Genomic DNA, 21,183 nt, shown 5'->3' on the forward strand with positions numbered 1-21,183 from the left:
CATGAACCTTGCGAACCTTGCGACCCTGCAAAAGGAAACGAACCCGTCATGATTTTGCCTTGGCTGATCCTGATCCCCTTCATCGGCGGCTTCCTGTGCTGGCTGGGTGAGCGCTTCGGCGCCACCCTGCCGCGCTGGATCGCGCTGCTGACCATGTCCCTGCTGCTCGGCATCGGCCTGTGGCTGTGGGGTAACGGCGACTACACCCTGGCCCCCGCTCCGGGCGCCGAGCCTGCCTGGGCCCTGGAATACAAAGTCCAGTGGATCCAGCGCTTCGGCATCAGCATCCACCTGGCCCTCGACGGCCTGTCGCTGCTGATGATCCTGCTCACCGGCCTGCTCGGTGTGCTGTCAGTACTGTGCTCCTGGAAAGAGATCCAGCGTCACGTCGGCTTCTTCCACCTCAACCTGATGTGGATTCTCGGCGGCGTGGTCGGTGTGTTCCTTGCCCTGGACCTGTTCCTGTTCTTCTTCTTCTGGGAAATGATGCTGGTGCCGATGTACTTCCTCATCGCGCTCTGGGGTCACAGCTCCGCGGACGGCAAGAAGACCCGGATCTACGCGGCGACCAAGTTCTTCATCTTCACCCAGGCCAGCGGCCTGATCATGTTGGTGGCGATTCTCGGCCTGGTGCTGGTCAACTACACCAACACCGGCGTGATCACCTTCAACTACAGCGACCTGCTCAAGGCCGAACTGCCAGCCGGTACCGAATACCTGCTGATGCTGGGCTTCTTCATCGCCTTCGCGGTGAAGCTGCCGGTGGTACCGTTCCACTCCTGGCTGCCTGACGCTCACGCCCAGGCGCCGACCGCAGGCTCCGTGGACCTGGCCGGTATCTTGTTGAAGACTGCGGCCTACGGCCTGCTGCGCTTTGCCCTGCCGCTGTTCCCGAACGCTTCGGCCGAGTTCGCGCCAATCGCCATGACCCTGGGCCTGATCGGTATCTTCTACGGTGCCTTCCTGGCCTTTGCGCAAACCGACATCAAGCGCCTGGTCGCCTTCTCCAGCGTCTCGCACATGGGCTTCGTACTGATCGGTATCTACTCCGGCAGCCAGCAGGCCCTGCAAGGCGCGGTGATCCAGATGCTGGCCCACGGCCTGTCCGCTGCCGCGCTGTTCATCCTGGCCGGCCAGCTGTACGAGCGCCTGCACACCCGCGACATGCGCCAGATGGGTGGCCTGTGGCACCGCATCGCCTACCTGCCGGCCATCAGCCTGTTCTTCGCAGCCGCCTCCCTGGGCCTGCCCGGTACCGGCAACTTCGTCGGCGAGTTCCTGATCCTGATCGGCAGCTTCGCCAGCGTGCCGTGGATCACCGTGATCGCCACCACTGGCCTGGTGTTCGGTTCGGTGTACTCGCTGATCATGATCCACCGCGCCTACTTCGGTCCGGCCAAGACCGATACCGTGCTGGCCGGCATGGACGGTCGCGAGCTGATCATGGTCCTGGGCCTGGCGGTACTGCTGATCCTGCTGGGCGTGTATCCGCAGCCGTTCCTCGACACCTCTGCCGCCACCATGAGTGGTGTGCAGCAGTGGCTCGGTTCCGCTTTCACTCAACTCGCTTCGGCCCGGTAAGAGCGCTATGGAATTCACCACTCAACACTTCATCGCATTGGCGCCGATGCTGATCACCACCATCACCACAGTGGTGGTGATGCTGGCGATCGCCTGGAAGCGCAACCACTCGCAGACCTTCCTGCTGTCCACCGTGGGCCTCAACCTGGCCCTGCTGTCGATCCTTCCGGCGCTGAAGGTTGCGCCGCTGGCGGTCACCCCGCTGATCACCATCGACAAGTTCGCCTGCCTGTACATGGCGATCATCCTGGTGGCGACGCTGGCCTGCGTCACCCTCGCCCACGCCTACCTCGGCGAAGGCTCCAAGGGCTTCCCGGGCAACCGTGAAGAACTGTACCTGCTGCTGCTGATGTCGGCTCTCGGTGGCCTGGTGCTGGTCAGCGCCAACCACCTGGCCGGCCTGTTCATCGGCCTGGAGCTGCTGTCGGTACCGGTCTACGGCCTGGTGGCGTATGCCTTCTTCAACAAGCGCTCGCTGGAAGCCGGCATCAAGTACATGGTGCTGTCGGCCGCAGGCTCGGCCTTCCTGCTGTTCGGCATGGCCCTGCTGTACGCCGACGCCGGCAGCCTGAGCTTCGACCAGATCGGCAAGGCCCTGGCCGCCACCAGCATGCCAAGCCTGGTGGCCCAGCTGGGCCTGGGCATGATGCTGGTCGGCCTGGCCTTCAAGCTGTCGCTGGTACCGTTCCACCTGTGGACCCCGGACGTGTACGAAGGCGCCCCGGCACCGGTCGCCGCCTTCCTGGCCACCGCCAGCAAGGTTGCGGTGTTCGCCGTTGTCGTGCGCCTGTTCATGCTCTCCCCTGCTGCCAGCAGCGGCGTGCTGAGCACCGTACTGGCGGTGATTGCCGTGGCCTCGATCCTGATCGGCAACCTGCTGGCACTGACCCAGAGCAACCTCAAGCGCCTGCTGGGTTATTCGTCCATCGCCCACTTCGGTTACCTGGTCATCGCCCTGGTCGCCAGCAAGGGCCTGGCCCTGGAAGCCATGGGCGTGTACCTGGTCACCTACGTGATCACCAGCCTGGGCGCCTTCGGCGTCATCACCCTGATGTCCTCGCCTTACGGCGGCCGTGACGCCGATGCACTGTACGAGTACCGCGGCCTGTTCTGGCGCCGTCCGTACCTGACTGCGGTGCTGACCGTGATGATGCTGTCGCTGGCGGGCATTCCGCTGACCGCCGGCTTCATCGGCAAGTTCTACATCATCGCCACCGGCGTCGAGTCGCACCTGTGGTGGCTGGTCGGTGCCCTGGTGATCGGTAGTGCCATCGGCGTCTACTACTACCTGCGCGTCATGGTCACCCTGTACCTGGTCGAGCCGAACCTGCGTCGTCACGACGCTCCGCTGAAGTGGGAACAGCGCACCGGTGGCGTCATGCTGCTGGCCATCGCCATTCTCGCGTTCGTGCTGGGTGTGTACCCGCAACCGCTGCTGGAAATGGTTCAGCAAGCCGGCCTGCAACTGATCGGCTGATCGCCCTGGCAAGACAAGACACCCCGCTCATGCGGGGTGTTTTTTTATCTGCGCGCTTTTCATCCGTGAGCTTGAAGGCTCATTCATCAGATTTGTCCTGGACGGCCCCCGGCAGCGCTGCCTTGCGTAAATCACCATTGGCAGAGGGCAGGTACACTTCCGGGTTGGGCATGCCGCTGGGCGAGAGTTCATGGGTCATTTCAAACTCGGCGCGCACCGACCAGCCACATGCCTCGTTGGTGCATTGCAAATAGGCGATCCGCAGGAAAATATGACGCCCTTCACTGGTGCGTATGCGCATCCGGCTGTGGCAATGCGGGCAAACCAGCTTGTATGTACTCACGGCAAGTACCTGCAAGCATTGTTCAGGCTTACCCTCTGTGAGAATAGTCTTCCGGTTTTGTCAGTATTGGCTGCATGTATAGGTGTATTCTTCAGTTTGATGCTTCTCATTGCAGGAATGCTCCTTAAAACGCAGGGCTGTATTCATAACGAGTAGTTTAAGCCCATGGAATATCATTAAACCAGTCATGGATATTTGTTATGAGTACCCAAGTACTTGCTTCGGTTCTGACCAGACTGAAGCTTCTGACCGCTACGGAATCTGACGCCGAGCTGTCCAGAGCGCTTTCGATCAGCCCGCAGACATTGAGCAGCTGGAAGGTGCGCGACAGCATTCCTTATTCACTTTGCATAGACATCGCCAGGCAGTATGCATGCTCACTGGACTGGCTTCTGCTGGGTGAGCCCGAACGAAATCGCGCAGGCCTGGACAACGAAGGCTGGGAACAGGACATGCTCGCGCGCCTGCGCACCCTGTCGCTTGCCGATCGCCAGGCCGTTCTCCTGCTGGTCCAGGACAAACAGCGCATCCAGCAGCTGGAACGGCAATTGAGCGCGCTGACCAGTCGCTCGCCCAATACCGCCAGCGGCTAGCCCCGGCGGCGCCAGCGCTGGATAAGTTCGCGCGGGTCCAGCGTATCCAGCCAGACCATCACCTTGAGGCTGATGGGGATCACCACCACGGCAGCCACGAACCCCGCCATGCCGCGGCTCAGCAAGGGCACCAGTGACGAAACCAGCGGCTCGAACAGGTGGCCCACCCCCACGGTCACGAACACCAGCAAAAGTTTCTTGCCCAGTGTCAGGCGCCTGGCCTTGTTGGTGATCAACCGGTCGCGCGCCGCGCTCACCAGCAAAGCCCCCAGCAGCGCGGCGAACAATACGTTGCCATCCACGCCCAGCAACTCAACCAGCGCCCGGGCCAGGCTGTCGAAAACAGATTCTTCAGTCATGGGCAGCCCCTCGGTGTGCAGCGGCCAGGTAGCCCGCCGAGCCCAGGTTATGCATGACCGCTGCTTCGACAAAGCGGATGTAGCACACCCGCAATGCACGCCCATGGTCATGCCCGGCCACATCCTCGAGGCGCTTGTAGCCCCGTTCTCGCAACACCGCCCGCCAGCGCGCGAATTCGCGTGCCGCGTCGATGGCGGCGCAGCGTGCGGCCACTTCCAGCGCAGCCTCACTGACAGGCCGCTGCAGGTTCAGGCGCTCACGCAGCCTGCCGAGGTCCACCCGTGGCCAGAATGGGTCATGGCAATCGGCAAAACGGGGTAACCGAGGATCGTTGCCCATGCTTCACCCCCTCACTGCTCGGCCAGCATGCCGTAGCGAATGGCCTTGATCACCGCAGCCACCCGCGTGGGCACGTCGAACTTGCGCAGGATGTTCGACACATGGAAGTTCACTGTCGATTCCTTGCACTCAAGGATCTGGCCAATCTCCCACGAGCTCTTGCCGTAGGCACACCACAACAGTACTTGCCGTTCACGTGGCGTCAGGCGAACCGGGGCGTCCACCAGGGGTTGCTGCGAGTGTCGTGCGTTGTCAGTCATGTTTGAACTCCACGGGTGATTGAGCGAGGCATCGCTGCCGGTCTGCAATCACCTTACGAAGCGCAGGTCGCTCTGCTCCATCGCTACGGCTTGTAAAGAACTTTCGTACAAAACCGTCTGACGAAGGTTGCGCGATATTTGTCGACTTTCCTCGTGCTCCAAGCGGCATTTCGCTCGTCTCAACGCCGTTGTCCAATCGCCTTTCGCCTGGAGTCGTACAATGCGTTGCGTTTTGCCCCCGCCATCCTGCCTCGGCCTGCTGGCTGCTTTCGCTGCCTCCCAGCCCGCCCTGGCGGCACCTTCGGTCGAGTTGGGCCAGGTGCTGATCACCGATGAGGAGCAGAACGACCTGACCGCAGCCAGCGAACGCCTGCACGAAGTACCGGGCGCCAGCAACCTGGTGGACATGCAGCGTGTCGGGCAAGGCCGGGTTGCCAGCAACCAGGATGTACTTGCCTACCAGCCCGGAGTATTCGCCCAATCGGCAGGCAACGATGGCATCAAGCTTTCGATCCGCGGTTCGGGCATCAACCGCGCACCTGGGGCCCACGGTTCCGGGGTGTACACGATGTTCGACGGCCTGCCGCTGACCGGCCCGGGCGGTACGCCCTACGAGCTGTTCGAGCCGCTGTGGCTGAGCCGTGCCGAAGTGCTGCGCGGTGCCAACGGCTTCGACCAGGGTGCCCTCGCCCTTGGCGGTGCAATCAACTACGTCACCCACACCGGCTACGACGCCGCACCGCTGCAGGTGCGCTACGAAGTCGGCAGCCGCGGCTACCAGCATCGGCACATCAGCTCGGGACAGGTGCTGGGCAACCTCGACTACTACGTGGCCCTGACCGATTCGGAATATGACGGCTACCAGGCGCACAGCAGCGGCAGCGCCAAGGGCGTTGCCGCCAACATCGGCTACCGCTTCAACCCGAACCTGGAAACCCGCTTCTACCTGCGCTATCGGGAAACCGAGAACGAATTGGCCGGGCGCCTGACCAAGGATCAGATCAAGCACCACCCCCGCGCGGCCAACCCGGCCTACCTGGCCCGCGACGACAGCCGCCCGCAACCGGGCAGCACCTGGGCGGGCAACAAGACCACCTTCTACCTCGACGACGATGCGCGGCTGGAAGCCGGCCTGGTCTACCACGACTACCCGATGGACCTGCGCGAAGGCCCAATGCGCCTGAAGGTGGCCTATACCGATGTGAGCGGCACCTTGAACTACTTCCGCCGCGACACCCTGTTCGGCCACGAGAGCAAGACCACCATCGGCTGGCGCACCACCAAGCACCTGCCCAACAGCGGTGCTTCGCAGTTCACCCGCAATGGCGACGTGTTCGGTGAGCGCACCCGCGACTTCAGCTACCAGGGTTCGGACACCGTGCTACATGTGGGCAATGACCTGGAGCTGGTACCGAACCTGTGGCTGACCACTGGCCTGGCGATGATCTATACCCGCCGTGAAAGTGATGTCACTTACCACCCTGCCGGGGGCGGCAAAGTGAGCCAGCATGACTGGGACTATGCACCACGCCTGGGGCTGCGATATGACATCAGCCCGGACCTGCAGGTGTACGGCAACCTGAGCCGCTCGGTCGAACCACCCCATCCCTGGGCCCTGATCTGGAGTGCGCCCACAGCCAATCAACCGATCGAAATGCAAAACCAGACGGCCACCACACTGGAATTGGGCGCACGCGGCGAATCGGCATTGGGGCATTGGGACCTGGCGTGGTACTACTCGCAGGTTCGCCATGAATTGCTGGCGGTGGAGATCGTGCAAGGCGCTCCGGCCAAGGAATTCAACGCCAGCCCCACCGTGCACCAGGGTGTGGAGGCAGGCCTCGACAGTACCCTGTGGGAACGCGCCGGTACTGGCAAGCTCAGCCTGCGTCAGGCCTATACCTTCAGTGACTTCCACTACCGCGATGACGACAAGTTCGGCGACAACCGCCTGCCGGGCATCCCCATGCACTACTACCAGGCCGAGCTGCGCTATGACTGGCCGAACGGCTTCTATGCAGGGGTGAACACGCAGATGGCGTCGAAGGTGCAGGTGGACTACGCTAATAGTTACCACGCCGATGAATATGCCTTGCTCGGCGCACGCCTGGGCTGGGACTCACCGAAGCAGGACTGGCAGACCTGGCTGGACCTGCGCAACCTCACCAACAAGCGTTATGCGGCGACGGTGACACCTGGCTACAACGATGCAGGAAAGGATGAGGCCCGTTCGACGCCGGGCGAAGGCTTTGGCGTGTATGCCGGGGTTTCCTACAGCTTCCGCTAATCCGCTGGGGCCACTGTGCGGCCCATCGCCGGCAAGCCAGCTCCCACACCGACCGCATCGTTCTCAATCCATGTGAATTCCTGAAGAAGCAAATCTCCAGAGCCAACCCGGTCGGTGTGGGAGCTGGCTTGCCGGCGATGGGCTGCGCAGCAGCCCCTTTTGAAAGCTGACACCGAATGAACAGGCCTCAAACCGCCCTGTTCAACTTCACCCAGGAAGCGAACTTGTCAATGAACGCCTGCAAGAACGGCCGGGTCTTGTCGTTGAGCTTGCCCGAATCCTCGAACAGGCTCGCCGCGCCGCCGATGTAGGCCTCGGGCATCTGCATGCACGGCATGTCCAGAAACACCAGCGACTGGCGCACGGCATGGTTGGCGCCAAAGCCACCAATGGCCCCCGGCGACACACTGACCACCGCCGTCGGCTTGCCACTCCAGGCGCTTTGCCCGTAGGGCCGCGAGCCCACATCGATGGCATTCTTCAGGCCGCCAGGCACCGAGCGGTTGTACTCCGGGGTAACGAACAGCACCGCATCACTGCGGCGGATCTCGTCGCGAAAACGCTTCCACGCGTCCGGCGCGTCGGCCTCGATATCCTCGTTGTACAATGGCAAATCGCCAATCTCGACGATCTTCAGGGCAAGGCTGGACGGCGCCAGCTCTGAGAGTGCGCGGGCGACCTTGCGGTTGTAGGACTCCTTGCGCAAGCTACCGACGACCACTGCTACCGAATACACCTGGCTCATGGCAATTTCCAACCTCTGCTGGGTAAAGAGACGTTGTAGTTATAGATGACCGTTCCTCGGCGCTTTGGTTTTTTTTCCGCGGGGCGAAAACTTCCGACGCTGTTGCACGGTCTATGCCTGCAGACATTTCTCACGTAATTCAGAGGTTTCCACCCAAATGGCAGCAGTAATGGTCGGCCAATTCCACGCCCGTGACGCCGAAGGCCGCATCTACCCCGTGCACGAGTTCCAGGAGTCGACCCTGCAAACCGACGGCAGCACGCTGGGCGCCCCCATCACCACCTATCGCCTGGCCATCGGCGACAAGGTCAACCACCTGGGTGAAAACCGCTTCGAACTGGCGCGCAGCGGCGTCGAGATCATTCGCATTCCTTGATGCAATCCACCGTGTAGCAGCCGCTTTCGTTCTGCAGGCCGTGCACGTCGGCGACGAAACCAGGGAAGCCTTGGTTGAACGCCCGGGCAAAGGCCAGGTAATCGATTATCGAGCGGGTCGCCTCGGTGAACCGCTCCCCTGGCATGATCAACGGAATACCAGGTGGGTACGGCACCAGCATAACCGCCGCCACCCGCCCCAGCAGCGCCTCGATCGGCACCGCCTCCACCTCACCGCGCACCATCTGGTCATAGGCCCGGGCCGGGCTCACGGCCACCTCTGGCAAGCGCGTGAACAGCCGCTTCAGCTGCTTGGCCGTGGCATTGGCGCGGTAGCAGCCATGCAACTGGTCGCACAGGTCGCGCAGGCCCATGCCCAAGTAGCGTGAGGCATCGGCCGCCACCACGCTCGGCAGGCAGTCGCTCAGGGCGGTATTGCCGTCATAGTGGCGCTTGAACTCCAGCAATTCGGTAAGCAAGGTGCTCCATTTGCCCTTGGTGATGCCCATGGAGAACAGCACCAGAAAGCTGTACAGGCCGGTTTTCTCCACCACCAGCCCCCGCTCCCAGAGGAACTTGCTGACCACCGCCGCCGGGATGCCATGCTCCCCCAGCGCACCGCCCGCGCTCAGGCCCGGCATTACCAGGGTCACCTTCAAAGGGTCGAGCAGCACATAGTCGTCCGCCACTTCGCCAAAGCCATGCCACTCCGCCCCCGGCTGCAGCAGCCAGTCCTGCGCGGCCAGGCGGTGGATGCCTTCGGCGCTCGGCGGCTGCCAGATGCTGAACCACCAGTCGTCCGCAGCGATGTGCTCGCGCAGGTTGGCCAGGGCACGGCGAAAGCTCAGCGCCTCGTCGAACATTTCTTGCAGCAGCGAACGCCCGGCCGGCCCTTCCATCATGGTCGAGGCCACGTCCAGCGAAGCGAGGATGCTGTACTGCGGCGAGGTCGAGATGTGCATCATGAACGCTTCGTTGAAGCGGTCACGGTCCAACTGGCGCCTGGCCCCGTCCTGCACATGAATCATCGAGGCCTGGCTGAACGCGGCCAACAGCTTGTGGGTGGAATGGGTGCTGAACACCAGCGGGCTGTCTGCCACGCAGGCCGTGCCCATGGCATGGCGCCCGGTGAAGAAGTCGTGGAAGGCTGCATAGGCGAACCAGGCCTCGTCGAAGTGCAGCACCTCGACACTGGCACCCAGGGTCTGCTTGATCAGCCCGGCGTGGTAGCACAGGCCGTCGTAGGTGGAGTTTGTCACCACCGCCAGCTTGATGCGCTGCCCGCGATCACGGGCGAGAGGGTTGGCCTGGATCTTCGCCTGGATCGCCTCGGCGCTGAACTCGCTGAGCGGGATCGGGCCGATGATGCCGAGCTCGTTGCGCTCCGGGCAAAGATAGAGGGGAATGGCACCGGTCATGATGATCGCGTGCACCACCGACTTGTGGCAGTTGCGGTCCACCAGCACCAGGTCGTCGCGGCCAACCATGGCGTGCCAGACGATCTTGTTGGCCGTGGAGGTGCCATTGATCACGAAGAAGGTGTGGTCGGCGCCAAAGTTGCGCGCGGCCCTGGCTTCGGCTTCGGCCAAGGGGCCGGTGTGATCGAGCAGCGAGCCCAGCTCCGGCACGGAAACGGACAAGTCCGAGCGCAGGGTGTTTTCCCCGAAGAACTGGTGAAAGGCCTGGCCCACCGGGCTTTTGCGATAGGCCACGCCGCCACCGTGGCCCGGGGTGTGCCAGGAATAGTTGGACTGCGCGGTGTGCTGCACCAGGGCCTTGAAGAACGGCGGCAGCAGGCCGTCGAGGTAGATATGTGCGGCACGCGCCACCTGGCGAGCGAGAAACGGTACGGTGTCTTCGAACAGGTAAAGAATGCCGCGCAGCTGGTTGAGCTCACTCATGGCTTCGGCAGGGGCGTTCTCCAGGGTTACCTGTTCGCCCAGGGCGAAAATCGGCAGGTTGGGGGCACGCAGGCGGGCCAGGCGGATCAGCTCGGCCATGTTCTGCAGCAGGTGGGTATTCTCGCCGACGCCCTCGGCGGCAATCAGCATGCAGGCCAGGCCATGGTGGGTGGCGGCGACCAGGCAGGCCTCGGCATGGTCGGCGGCGGCGAGGATGGCAAAGCCGTCCTGGCGCAGTTCCTCGGCGATGCCCCGCACACGCTCGCCAGCAACGCTGTCGGCCTTGATGGCGCGGTGCACGATGAGGATGGGGAACTTGAGGTCCTTGTACATCAGGTGGCTACCTCCGAAGGACATGGCGTCCATTTCAGGGTAGTAGAACCTGTGTGGTCAGGACCTGCCTCTTCGCGGGCTTGCCCGCTCCCACAGGATTCCCAACAGGCTCAAGGCCTGTGCAATACCTGTGGGAGCGGGCGAGCCCGCGAAGTGGCCGGAGCAGGCGAAAGATTAGCCTGCAGGTGTCTCGGTCAGAGCCTGCCACATGGATGGCCCACCCGCCGACTTGGCAATGGCCGCCAGGCGCTCGGCATGCGCCTCCAGCTCCTCGGCACTGGCCATGATCACCCTCCCGGGCACACGCCCGGTAATACGGCGAATCTCGCTGCCACCAGCACCCGCCCCTTCATCCCCGGCCTCTGCGCCATGCCCGGCCAGCGACAGGCTGGTCTGGCCACCGGTCATTGCCAGGTAGACGTCAGCCAACAGTTCCGAGTCGAGCAATGCGCCGTGCAGTTCACGGCCCGAGTTGTCGATGTCGTAGCGTTTGCACAGCGCATCCAGGCTGTTGCGCTGCCCCGGGTGGCGCGAGCGCGCCAGCAGCAGGGTGTCGAGGATGGTGCAGTGCTGCGAAATGTCCGCGCGGTCCTGCTGGCCCAGCAAGGCAAATTCGTTGTTGATGAAGCCAACGTCGAACGCCGCGTTATGGATGACCAGGGTGGCGCCCTGGATGAACTCGAAGAACTCTTCGGCAACATCAGCAAAGCGCGGCTTGCCGACCAGGAAGGCATCGGTGATGCCGTGGACGTTGATGGCGCCCTCGTCACTCTCGCGGTCCGGCTGCAGGTAGACGTGGAAGTGCCGCCCGGTCAGGCGCCGGCCGATGACCTCGACACAGCCGATCTCGATGATCCGGTGGCCTTCGCTAACCGGCATACCCGTGGTTTCGGTATCGAGAATGACGAACCGTTTATCTTGCTGCTGCTCCACGCGGGGCGCTCCAACTTGCATCAGTTACAAAGGCCGGAATTGTACCCCAGCTCAACGCTTGGCGCGCACCTCATCGACCCCACGGTTGGCCAGCTGGTCGGCACGTTCGTTGCCGGGGTGGCCGATATGCCCGCGCACCCACTTCCAGGTCACCTTGTGGCGGTTGACCTGCTCATCCAGCTGCTGCCACAGGTCGGCATTCTTCACCGGCTCCTTGGCCGCGGTTTTCCAGCCGCGCTTCTTCCAGTTGGTCATCCATTCGTTGATGCCCTTCATCACGTACTGCGAGTCGGTGGTCAGCACCACTTCGCATTCGCGTTTCAGCGCCATCAAGCCCTGGATCGCGGCCATCAGCTCCATGCGGTTGTTGGTGGTTTCGCGTTCGCCGCCCCACAGTTCCTTCTCGACGCCCTTGTAGATCATAAGGACGCCCCAGCCGCCAGGGCCAGGGTTGCCCTTGCAGGCACCATCGGTAAACATCTCGACGCTTTCGCTCATGTACCACTCATGTTCAGTGCTTTTCAGTATCCGGGTTGGCCGCCGTGCGGTTGACCTTGGCCAGTGGCAGCGGCAGCAGCTTGCCCATCGGCTCGCGACGCTCCTGTCGCAACGGCCGCAGCCCCACCACCATCTTGCGCGCTACCAGCAGGTATACCCCGCCACCGGAGCTCTGCCAGCCGCCGGCCACCCGTTCCCAACCCGCCAGGCGCTGCTGCCAGGCCGGTGAGGCAAGCGGCGGACGATAGCACCCGAAGCGGCGTTTCTCCAGCGCGAAGCCCAGCAGGTTGAGCCAGTCGCCTACCCGCGACGGCGAGATGCAACGGGCCTTGCGCAAGGCGCCGTGGCTGAAGAAATGGCGCATGCCCCAACTGCTCCAGGGGTTTATCCCGACGATGAGCAGGTGCCCGCCAGGGCGCACCGCGCTGGCCGCCTCGCGCAGCAGGCCGTGGGGCGAAAGGCAGAAATCCAGGCCATGCTGCAGCACCACCACGTCGGCGGCGTGCTCGCTCAGCGGCCATGCCTGCTCTTCGCAGACGATCTCCACCCCCGGCAGCGGCGCGCCGAGGCGCACGTTGCGCTGCACCTGGGGCGCGCTGGGCGGCGGCTCGGCGCAGGGCCCGTAGTGCACAAGGTAACCCCCGAAGAAGCGCCCGAGCTCTTCTTCCAGCAGTTTTTCCTCCTCCTTGAGCATCAGTTGGCCGAGTGGGCCGTTGAACCACTCACGGGCCAGGCTGATCAGCTTGACCCAGTCCGGGTCGGCCTGGGCAAAGGCTTGGTCGGTCATTGCGCTCTCCCTCGAAGGTTCTCGCACCGCGCCATCGCGGATAAGATGCCCTCATGTGCCACGCTAGGCGAATCGGATCCGCACCATGATACAGATCGATGCTCTCCCCGCTTTCTCCGACAACTACATCTGGTTGTTACAGGATACTGCCAAACGCCGCTGCGCGGTGGTCGATCCGGGTGACGCCGGCCCAGTGGAACGCTGGCTGTCGGCCAACCCTGGCTGGGTACTGAGTGACATCCTGGTCACCCACCACCACAACGACCACGTCGGCGGCGTGGAACGGCTCAAGCAACTGACCGGCGCGCGGGTATGCGGCCCGGCCCACGAGCGCATTCCCTGCCGTGACCTGGCGCTGGACGAAGGCGACCAGGTAACCGTGCTGGGCGTGACCTTCCAGGTGCTGGCCGTGCCCGGCCATACCCTGGGGCATATCGCCTTGTTCAGCGACCAGCCGGCAACGCCGGTGCTGTTCAGTGGCGACACGCTGTTCGCCGCCGGCTGCGGGCGCATGTTCGAAGGCACCCCCGAACAGATGCAGCCTGCCCTCGCCCGCCTGGCAGCCCTTCCAGAGCAGACCGAGGTGTACTGCGCCCACGAATACACACTGAGCAACCTGCGTTTCGCCAAGGCGGTGGAACCTGACAACATGCACGTTCAGCGGCGGTTCGAGGACGTTACCCGTTTGCGCGCCGACAATCGCATCACATTGCCATCAACGATCGGTCTGGAGCGCCTGACCAACCCCTTCCTGCGCACCTCTGAAACATTAGTTAAACAAAAAGCAGACGAATGGAAGGGACATTCAAACCCCTCGCATGTCGCTGTTTTTGCTGCCTTGAGGTCTTGGAAGGACACCTTCTGATAACCTCAAGATATATCGCAAGCGATGGTCAAAGGTTGACCAGGCCCGGAGCGGTTTCTAGAATCGCCGAAATTTTTCGCCCGGAAACCTGTGTCAGCCGATGTCTTCCCGTAGCCGCAGAACCTCTCATTCCGTCGCCCTGACGCGCCTGGCCCAAATCAGTGCGCTGGCCCTGGCCGCCACTTTGGTGGGCTGCCAGAGCACCCGTCAGCTCGACGAATCCGATAGCGTTCGCGCGCACAACTACCAGGCGCGGATCAAGCACAAGCCTTCACCGCTGCTGGTCAAGCCGGCCGAACAGGCACCACAGGATGTGTGGGAACGCATGCGCCAGGGCTTTGCGCTGCAGGACAACATCGACGTCAACCCGCGCATCGAGCAGCAGCGCCTGTGGTTCGCCAGCAACCCAAGCTTCATCGAAAGCGCCGGCGAGCGTGGCAGCCTCTACCTGCACTACATCGTCGAGCGCCTCGAAGAACGTGACATGCCGCTGGAGCTGGCTCTGCTGCCAGCCATCGAAAGCGCCTACAACCCGATGGCCTACTCGCGCGCCCATGCCGCGGGCATGTGGCAGTTCATCCCCTCCACCGGCCGTCACTTCAACCTGCGCCAGACCAACTTCTACGATGGCCGTCGCGACGTGACCGCCTCGACCAACGCCGCACTGGACTACCTCAGCCGCCTGCACGACATGTTCAACGGCGACTGGCTGCTGGCCCTGGCTGCCTACAACGCCGGCGAAGGCACGGTCAGTCGCGCCATCGAGCGCAACGAACGGCTCGGCCTGCCCACCGACTACTGGAACCTGCCGCTGCCGCAGGAAACCCGCGACTACGTGCCCAAGCTGCTGGCCCTGTCGCAGGTGGTACTCACGCCGGAAGCCTATGGCGTGAACCTGAACCCGATCGCCAACGAACCCTACTTCGAGGCGGTGGCCATCAACGACCGCCTCGATCTGTCGCGGGTAGCGGCCTTCGCCAACATCGACGAAGACGAGCTGATCCAGCTCAACCCGGCATTCAAGAAGCGCATGACCGTGGATGGCCCGCAGCAGCTGCTGGTACCCACCGCCAAGGCACAGCTGCTAAGCGACAGCCTGTCCAACCTCAAGCCCGAGCAACTGGTCAGCCTGCAGCCGAACAAGGCCGTGTTCGCCCGCGCGGTGGCCGAAGCCAAGGCCCCGGTGGCGGCACGCAGCTACCGGGTCAAGCGCGGCGACAACCTGGGCGCCATCGCCAAGGCCAACCGCGTTTCGGTCAAGGACATCAAGCGCTGGAACCGCCTCTCCGGAAACAGCGTTCGCGCTGGCCAGGTCCTGGCCCTGCGCGGTGGCAGCGCGCCGAGCGCCGCTGGCAATCGGGTAGCCGCCTCCGGGCAGCGCTCCACGCAGTACAAGGTACGCAAGGGCGACTCGCTGTACCTGGTGGCCAAGCGCTTCAACGTGGAAATGAAGCACCTCAAACGCTGGAACCCGCGCAGCGGCCATGCCCTGAAGCCAGGCCAGACCCTCACCGTCTACCTCTCGCATTGATGTAGTACGGGGCCGCTGCGCGCCCCATCGCCGGCAAGCCAGCTCCCACACCGGCCGCATCGACTTCAAGTCCTGTGCAGTACCTGTGGGAGCTGGCTTGCCGGCGATGGGCTGCAAGGCAGCCCCTTGCATCCTCAAGTTCGCACTCTTTTTCCAACCCCACCAAGCTGTTACTGTACTCCGATCAAAGCCCAACGCCTCTGGATCGGATGCCGACTTGATACGTCCCCTCCTGCTGTCACTCAGCCTGGCCTTGAGCTTTCCCGCAGCCGCGATGGTGAGCGAAAGCCACGGATACGCGCAGTTCGGCACGCTCAAGTACCCAGCCACATTCACCCATTTCGACTGGGTCAACCCGCAAGCGCCCAAGGGCGGTACCTTGCGGGCCATGGCTTTCGGTACCTTCGACACCCTCAACCCCTACACCTTCAAGGGGTCGAGCCCGATTACCACGCCCAATTTCCAGCAATACGGCATCAGCGAGCTGAACGAGCCGCTGATGGTCGGCACCGGCCAGTACGACCCGTCCGGCGACGAACCGACCTCCAGCTATGGCCTGATCGCCCGCTCGGTGGAGTACAGCGAGGACCGCAGCTGGGTGGTATTCAACCTGCGCCCGGAAGCCCACTGGCATGACGGCAAGCCGATCACTTCGGCAGACGTGGCCTTCTCCTATCGCACCCTGCTCAAGGATGGCCACCCGATCTACCGCACCAACCTGCAGGAAGTGCAGCGGGTGGACATCCTCGGCCCACTGCGCATCCGCTTCGTCTTCAAGCGCGCAGGCAACCCGCTGCTGATCCTGCGCCTTGGCGAAATGCCGGTGCTGCCCAAGCACTACTGGCAAAAGCGCGACTTCAAGGCCACCACCTTCGAGCCCCCGCTGGGCAGCGGCCCCTACCGCATCACCCAGGTCCAGCCTGGGCGCCGGCTGGTGTTCGAACGGGTGAAGAACTACTGGGGCAAGGACCTGGCGGTGAACCGTGGCAAGTACAACTTCAACCGCGTGGAGTACGAGTTCTACCGCGACGCCACGGTCGCTTTCGAAGCATTCAAGGCCGGCGAGTTCGACATCTATATCGAGCACCAGGCGAAGAACTGGGCCAACGGCTATAACTTCCCGGCCGTGCGCCGAGGCGAGGTGATCAAGGCGCAGATCCCGCACCGCATCCCCACGCAAACCCAGGGCCTGTTCATGAACAGCCGACGGGCCACCTTCAGCGACCCACGAGTACGCCAGGCACTGGGGCTGATGCTCGACTTCGAGTGGACCAACCGCGCCCTGTTCAGTGGCGCCTACCGCCGCTCGACCAGCTACTACCCCAACAGCGAATTCGCCGCCACCGGCCTGCCCACCGGCAAGGAGTGGCTGCTGCTGGCACCGTTCCGTGACCAGTTGCCGGCCAGCCTGTTCAGCGAACCCTACAAGGTCAGCCGCACCGATGGCCGTGGCATCAGCCGCCAGACCCTGCGCCAGGCCCTCGGCCTGCTCGACCAGGCCGGCTGGAAGCTGAACGGCCAGCGCCTGGTCGACAGCAAGGGCCGGCAGTTGCGCATGGAGCTGCTGCTGGTAAACCCCAACCTTGAACGCATCCTGCAACCTTATGTCGAAAATCTGGCCAGCATAGGCATCGATGCGCGCTTGCGTACCGTGGACCGCGCCCAGTACAAACAACGCCTTGACCAGTTCGATTTCGACATGATTCTGATGACACTGAACCAGACCCTGAGCCCCGGTCTCGAACAGTGGCTGTACTTCCACTCCAGCCAGGCCACAACCAAAGGCAGCAAGAACTATGCTGGGGTCAGGGACCCGGTGGTCGACCATCTGCTCGACACCCTGCTCGCCGCCCGCACCCGCGATGACCAGGTCGCCGCCGCCCGCGCCCTGGACCGCGTGCTCTCATGGCAGTACTACATGATCCCAAACTGGTACCTCGACAATCATCGCCTGGCCTACCGCAACCGGTTCGCCTTCGTCACCACGCCGCCCTACACCCTTGGGCTGAACAGCTGGTGGATCAAGACTTTGGAGAAAGCCCAATGACGCCAACCCACCGACTGCGCCGGCTGGCTGGCAGCCTGTTGCTTGCCTGCCTGGGCCTTCCCGCCCTGGCTGCACCGCAACACGCGCTCACCCTGTACGACGAGCCCCCCAAGTACCCCGCCGACTTCAAGCACTTCGCCTACGTCAACCCTGACGCCCCCAAGGGTGGTACCTTCCGCCAGTCCAGCTTCGGCGGCTTCGACAGCCTCAACCCGTTCATCAACAAGGGCGTGCCGGCCGAGAATATCGGCAGCATCTACGACACGCTGATGCGCCAGAGCCAGGACGAGCCGTTCACCGAGTACGGCCTGGTGGCCGGCAAGATCGAAAAGGCCCCGGACAACAGCTGGGTGCGCTTCTACCTGCGCCCCGAGGCACGCTTTCACGACGGCCACCCTATGCGCGCCGAAGACGTGGTGTTCACCTTCAATGCTCTGATCAAGGACGGCGCGCCGCTGTACCGCCAGTACTATGCCGACGTCGCCGAAGTGGTCGCCGAAGACCCACTGACAGTGCTGTTCACCTTCAAGCACAAGAACAACCGCGAGCTGCCGCTGATTCTCGGCCAGTTGCCGGTACTGCCCAAGCACTGGTACGAAAGCCGCGAATTCAACCGCGGCAACCTCGAAATCCCGCTGGGTAGCGGCCCGTACAAGGTCGCCGAGGTCAAGGCCGGGCGCTCGGTGCGCTACGAGCGGGTCAAGGACTACTGGGCCAAGGACCTGCCGATCAACCGTGGCTTCTACAACTTCGACGTCATGACCTTCGACTCCTACCGCGACACCACCGTCGCCCTGGAAGCACTCAAGGCCGGTGCGTTCGACTATGCGCTGGAAGTCAGCGCGAAGAACTGGGCCACCGCCTACAACGTACCCGCCGTACGCGATGGCCGCCTGATCAAGGAAGAGTTGCCCAACGGCAACCCCACCGGCATGCAGGGCTTCATCTTCAACATCCGCCGCCCGGTGTTCCAGGACGTGCGCGTGCGCAAGGCGCTGAGCCTGCTGCTGGACTACGAGTGGACCAACAAGCAGCTGTTCAACGGCGCCTACACCCGCACCGGCAGCTACTTCGAAAACTCGGAAATGGCCGCACGCGGCCTGCCAGGCCCCAACGAGCTGAAAATCCTCGAACCATTGCGTGGCAAGGTACCCGAGCAGGTATTCAGCGAAGCCTTCCGCAACCCGGTCAGCGACGGCAGCGGCATGATCCGCGAACAGCAGCGCCAGGCCTACAAGCTGCTGCAGGAAGCGGGCTGGAAAATCGTCGACGACAAGATGGTCGACGCCCAGGGCAAGCCGGTGAGCATCGAGTTCCTGCTGGCACAAACCGAGTTCGAACGCATTCTGCTGCCGTTCAAACGCAATCTCGCCGATCTCGGCATCGACCTGAACATCCGCCGGGTCGACGTTTCCCAGTACATCACCCGCCTGCGCTCGCGCGACTACGACATGATCGTCGGTGGCTACCCGCAGTCCAACTCGCCGGGCAATGAGCAGCGCGAGTTCTGGTCCAGTGCCGCCGCCGACAACCCCGGCAGCCGCAACTTCATCGGCCTGCGCGACCCTGCCATCGACCAACTGGTGGAACAGCTGATCAACGCCGATTCGCGGCAGAGCCTGATCGACCACTGCCGGGCTCTCGACCGCGTACTGCTGTGGGGCTACTACGTGATCCCCAACTGGCACATCAAGACCTGGCGCGTGGCCTACTGGAACCACATCGGCCACCCGGACGTCTCGCCCAAGTACGACATCGGCATCGACACCTGGTGGATCAAACCCGGCGCAACCCCGGCCGTCAGCGAAACCACTGCGGACGAGGCCGAATAACATGCTGGCCTACATCCTGCGCCGCCTGTTGCTGATCATCCCGACCCTGTTCGGCATCCTGATCATCAACTTCATCATCGTCCAGGCCGCACCCGGCGGCCCGGTCGAGCAGATGATCGCCAAGCTCGAAGGTTTCGAAGGCGCCACCAGCCGCATTGCCGGTGGCGGTGCCGAAGTGTCCGTGGCCGGCTCCAATTACCGTGGCGCCCAGGGCCTGGACCCGGCACTGATCGCCGAGATCGAACGCATGTACGGCTTCGACAAGTCGCCGCCCGAGCGCCTGTGGATCATGATCAAGAACTACGCCCGGCTGGACTTCGGCGACAGCTTCTTCCGCGATGCCAAGGTCATCGACCTGATCATCGAGAAGATGCCTGTGTCGATTTCGCTTGGGCTGTGGAGCACGCTGATCATGTACCTGGTGTCGATCCCGCTGGGCATTGCCAAGGCCGTACGCCACGGCAGCCATTTCGACGTGTGGACCAGTTCGGCGATCATCGTCGGCTACGCCATCCCGGCGTTCCTGTTCGCCATCCTGCTGATCGTGCTGTTCGCCGGCGGCAGCTACTTCGACTGGTTCCCGCTGCGTGGCCTCACCTCCAACAACTTCGACGAGCTGAGCACCACCGGCAAGGTGCTGGACTACTTCTGGCACCTGGTGCTGCCGATCACCGCGCTGGTCATCGGCAACTTCGCCACCATGACCTTGCTGACCAAGAACAGCTTCCTCGACGAGATAAACAAGCAATACGTGGTCACCGCCAAGGCCAAGGGCCTGAGCCGGCCACGGGTGCTGTACGGCCATGTGTTCCGCAACGCGATGCTGCTGGTGATTGCCGGTTTCCCTTCGGCGTTCATTGGCATCTTCTTCACCGGTTCCTTGCTGATCGAAGTGATCTTCAGCCTCGACGGCCTCGGCCTGATGAGTTTCGAGGCAGCCATCAACCGTGACTACCCGGTGGTCTTCGGCACCCTGTTCATCTTCACCCTGCTGGGGCTGGTGGTGAAACTGATCGGCGACCTGACCTACACCCTGGTCGATCCACGCATCGACTTCGCCAGCCGGGAGCACTGACATGGCCTTGTCCCCCCTCAACCGCCGGCGCTTCGAGCGCTTCAAGGCCAACCGCCGTGGCTGGTGGTCGCTGTGGCTGTTCCTGATCCTGTTCGGCCTGAGCCTCGGCGCCGAGCTGATCGCCAACGACAAGCCGATTGCCGTGCGCTACGACGGCGAATGGTACTTCCCGGCGTTCAAGCGCTACCCGGAAACCACCTTTGGCGGCGAATTCCCGCTGGAAGCCAACTACAAGAGCCCGTACATCCGCGACCTGCTGGAGAAGAAAGACAGCTTCGTGCTGTGGGCACCGATCCCGTTCAGCTACCAGAGCATCAACTACGACCTGCGCGTACCCGCCCCGGCCCCACCGTCGGCGGACAACTGGCTGGGTACCGACGACCAGGGCCGCGACGTGCTGGCACGGGTGATCTACGGCTTCCGCATTTCGGTGCTGTTCGCCCTGACCCTGACCGTGCTCAGCTCCATCGTCGGCGTGATCGCCGGTGCCTTGCAGGGCTTCTATGGCGGCTGGGTCGACCTGGCCGGGCAACGTTTCCTGGAAGTCTGGTCGGGCCTGCCGGTACTGTACCTGCTGATCATCCTCGCCAGCTTCGTGCAGCCCAATTTCTGGTGGTTGCTGGGCATCATGCTGCTGTTCTCGTGGATGAGCCTGGTGGACGTGGTGCGCGCCGAGTTCCTGCGTGGGCGCAACCTGGAATACGTGCGCGCAGCCCGCGCGTTGGGGATGCGCAACGGCGCGATCATGTACCGGCACATCCTGCCGAACGCCATGATCTCGACCATGACCTTCATGCCGTTCATTCTCACCGGCGCCATCGGCACCCTCACCGCCCTGGATTTCCTCGGCTTCGGCCTGCCGCCGGGCGCACCATCACTGGGCGAACTGGTGGCCCAGGGCAAGTCCAACCTGCAGGCCCCATGGCTGGGCATCAGCGCCTTCGCCGTGCTGGCGCTGATGCTGAGCCTGCTGGTGTTCATCGGCGAATCCGCCCGCGATGCCTTCGACCCGAGGAAGTGA

Annotated in this window: 20 protein-coding genes; 11 read left to right on the forward strand and 9 right to left on the reverse strand. The window is 63.3% G+C overall.

Annotation, left to right across the window (positions count from 1 at the left end; translation table 11 throughout):
• Nucleotides 1–48 precede the first annotated feature (48 nt).
• Nucleotides 49–1,581, forward strand: a complete 1,533-nt coding sequence (gene nuoM / locus CAF92_RS24635; protein WP_046615589.1) for an NADH-quinone oxidoreductase subunit M — start codon at nucleotides 49–51, stop codon at nucleotides 1,579–1,581.
• A 7-nt stretch (nucleotides 1,582–1,588) separates the two neighbouring features.
• On the forward strand, nucleotides 1,589–3,058 hold the full coding sequence (nuoN, locus tag CAF92_RS24640; protein ID WP_025339926.1) for an NADH-quinone oxidoreductase subunit NuoN: 1,470 nt from the start codon (nucleotides 1,589–1,591) through the stop codon (nucleotides 3,056–3,058).
• 79 nt (nucleotides 3,059–3,137) lie between these two features.
• Here the strand turns inward: nuoN and CAF92_RS24645 are convergent, their stop codons facing one another.
• On the reverse strand, nucleotides 3,138–3,401 hold the full coding sequence (locus CAF92_RS24645) for an ogr/Delta-like zinc finger family protein (protein WP_046615588.1): 264 nt from the start codon (nucleotides 3,399–3,401) through the stop codon (nucleotides 3,138–3,140).
• A gap of 200 nt (nucleotides 3,402–3,601) precedes the next feature.
• On the opposite strand from CAF92_RS24645, the gene CAF92_RS24650 reads away from it, so the two are divergent.
• Nucleotides 3,602–3,994, forward strand: a complete 393-nt coding sequence (locus CAF92_RS24650) for a helix-turn-helix domain-containing protein (RefSeq protein WP_046615587.1) — start codon at nucleotides 3,602–3,604, stop codon at nucleotides 3,992–3,994.
• Here the strand turns inward: CAF92_RS24650 and CAF92_RS24655 are convergent.
• The 3 genes from CAF92_RS24655 to CAF92_RS24665 are packed head-to-tail and all read right to left on the reverse strand — an operon-like array spanning nucleotide 3,991 to nucleotide 4,953.
• A complete protein-coding gene (locus tag CAF92_RS24655; protein ID WP_046615586.1) occupies nucleotides 3,991–4,353 on the reverse strand; it encodes a hypothetical protein in 363 nt (120 codons plus the stop codon). The genes CAF92_RS24650 and CAF92_RS24655 overlap by 4 nt on opposite strands.
• The gene (locus CAF92_RS24660) at nucleotides 4,346–4,693 is read right to left on the reverse strand and encodes a head completion/stabilization protein (RefSeq protein WP_046615585.1); all 348 of its coding nucleotides are present in this window, start codon (nucleotides 4,691–4,693) and stop codon (nucleotides 4,346–4,348) included. Before CAF92_RS24660 ends, CAF92_RS24655 begins: the two co-directional genes overlap by 8 nt.
• An 11-nt stretch (nucleotides 4,694–4,704) precedes the next feature.
• A complete protein-coding gene (locus CAF92_RS24665) occupies nucleotides 4,705–4,953 on the reverse strand; it encodes a helix-turn-helix domain-containing protein (RefSeq protein WP_046615584.1) in 249 nt (82 codons plus the stop codon).
• Nucleotides 4,954–5,173: 220 nt separating this feature from the next.
• Between CAF92_RS24665 and CAF92_RS24670 the strand changes: the two genes are divergently transcribed.
• Nucleotides 5,174–7,240 (forward strand): TonB-dependent receptor domain-containing protein, encoded by a 2,067-nt coding sequence (locus CAF92_RS24670; RefSeq protein WP_085602201.1) that lies wholly within the window; start codon nucleotides 5,174–5,176, stop codon nucleotides 7,238–7,240.
• 187 nt (nucleotides 7,241–7,427) lie between these two features.
• Here CAF92_RS24670 and chrR read toward each other — a convergent pair whose 3' ends face one another.
• Nucleotides 7,428–7,985 carry a class I chromate reductase ChrR gene (gene chrR, locus CAF92_RS24675; RefSeq protein ID WP_085602202.1) on the reverse strand — a complete coding sequence of 186 codons (558 nt, stop codon included), beginning with the start codon at nucleotides 7,983–7,985 and terminating at the stop codon, nucleotides 7,428–7,430.
• Between the two features lie 157 nt (nucleotides 7,986–8,142).
• On the opposite strand from chrR, the gene CAF92_RS24680 reads away from it, so the two are divergent.
• Nucleotides 8,143–8,361, forward strand: a complete 219-nt coding sequence (locus CAF92_RS24680; protein WP_003261019.1) for a hypothetical protein — start codon at nucleotides 8,143–8,145, stop codon at nucleotides 8,359–8,361.
• Here CAF92_RS24680 and CAF92_RS24685 read toward each other — a convergent pair.
• The 4 genes from CAF92_RS24685 to CAF92_RS24700 all read right to left on the reverse strand — a co-directional run bounded on the left by CAF92_RS24685 (nucleotide 8,345) and on the right by CAF92_RS24700 (nucleotide 12,812).
• The gene (locus CAF92_RS24685; RefSeq protein WP_085602210.1) at nucleotides 8,345–10,594 is read right to left on the reverse strand and encodes an Orn/Lys/Arg decarboxylase N-terminal domain-containing protein; all 2,250 of its coding nucleotides are present in this window, start codon (nucleotides 10,592–10,594) and stop codon (nucleotides 8,345–8,347) included. The genes CAF92_RS24680 and CAF92_RS24685 overlap by 17 nt on opposite strands.
• A gap of 174 nt (nucleotides 10,595–10,768) precedes the next feature.
• Nucleotides 10,769–11,527 carry a DNA polymerase III subunit epsilon gene (gene dnaQ / locus CAF92_RS24690; protein ID WP_085602203.1) on the reverse strand — a complete coding sequence of 253 codons (759 nt, stop codon included), beginning with the start codon at nucleotides 11,525–11,527 and terminating at the stop codon, nucleotides 10,769–10,771.
• 51 nt (nucleotides 11,528–11,578) lie between these two features.
• Nucleotides 11,579–12,025 carry a ribonuclease HI gene (gene rnhA / locus CAF92_RS24695; RefSeq protein WP_003261021.1) on the reverse strand — a complete coding sequence of 149 codons (447 nt, stop codon included), beginning with the start codon at nucleotides 12,023–12,025 and terminating at the stop codon, nucleotides 11,579–11,581.
• A gap of 13 nt (nucleotides 12,026–12,038) precedes the next feature.
• Complete coding sequence (locus tag CAF92_RS24700) at nucleotides 12,039–12,812, reverse strand: class I SAM-dependent methyltransferase (protein WP_025339935.1); 774 nt, start codon at nucleotides 12,810–12,812, stop codon at nucleotides 12,039–12,041.
• Nucleotides 12,813–12,897: 85 nt separating this feature from the next.
• Here CAF92_RS24700 and gloB point away from each other — a divergent pair, with 85 nt between their 5' ends.
• The 6 genes from gloB to CAF92_RS24730 all read left to right on the forward strand — a co-directional run bounded on the left by gloB (nucleotide 12,898) and on the right by CAF92_RS24730 (nucleotide 21,183).
• Nucleotides 12,898–13,677: a hydroxyacylglutathione hydrolase gene (gloB, locus tag CAF92_RS24705; protein WP_085602204.1), complete on the forward strand. Its 780-nt coding sequence runs from the start codon at nucleotides 12,898–12,900 to the stop codon at nucleotides 13,675–13,677.
• 100 nt (nucleotides 13,678–13,777) lie between these two features.
• On the forward strand, nucleotides 13,778–15,208 hold the full coding sequence (locus tag CAF92_RS24710; protein ID WP_046615577.1) for a lytic transglycosylase domain-containing protein: 1,431 nt from the start codon (nucleotides 13,778–13,780) through the stop codon (nucleotides 15,206–15,208).
• Between the two features lie 217 nt (nucleotides 15,209–15,425).
• Nucleotides 15,426–17,255 carry an extracellular solute-binding protein gene (locus tag CAF92_RS24715; RefSeq protein WP_218191752.1) on the forward strand — a complete coding sequence of 610 codons (1,830 nt, stop codon included), beginning with the start codon at nucleotides 15,426–15,428 and terminating at the stop codon, nucleotides 17,253–17,255.
• Nucleotides 17,252–19,087, forward strand: coding sequence for an extracellular solute-binding protein (locus CAF92_RS24720; RefSeq protein WP_046615575.1), 1,836 nt, complete (start codon nucleotides 17,252–17,254; stop codon nucleotides 19,085–19,087). Before CAF92_RS24715 ends, CAF92_RS24720 begins: the two co-directional genes overlap by 4 nt.
• Nucleotide 19,088: 1 nt before the next feature.
• On the forward strand, nucleotides 19,089–20,162 hold the full coding sequence (locus tag CAF92_RS24725) for a microcin C ABC transporter permease YejB (RefSeq protein ID WP_009686399.1): 1,074 nt from the start codon (nucleotides 19,089–19,091) through the stop codon (nucleotides 20,160–20,162).
• Nucleotide 20,163: 1 nt separating this feature from the next.
• Entirely contained in the window at nucleotides 20,164–21,183 is a 1,020-nt protein-coding gene (locus tag CAF92_RS24730) for an ABC transporter permease (protein ID WP_046615574.1), read from the forward strand.

Origin of the sequence: Pseudomonas sp. B10(2017) (assembly GCF_002113295.1) — a bacterium.
In the GTDB taxonomy this organism is placed as follows: Bacteria; Pseudomonadota; Gammaproteobacteria; order Pseudomonadales; family Pseudomonadaceae; genus Aquipseudomonas; species Aquipseudomonas pudica.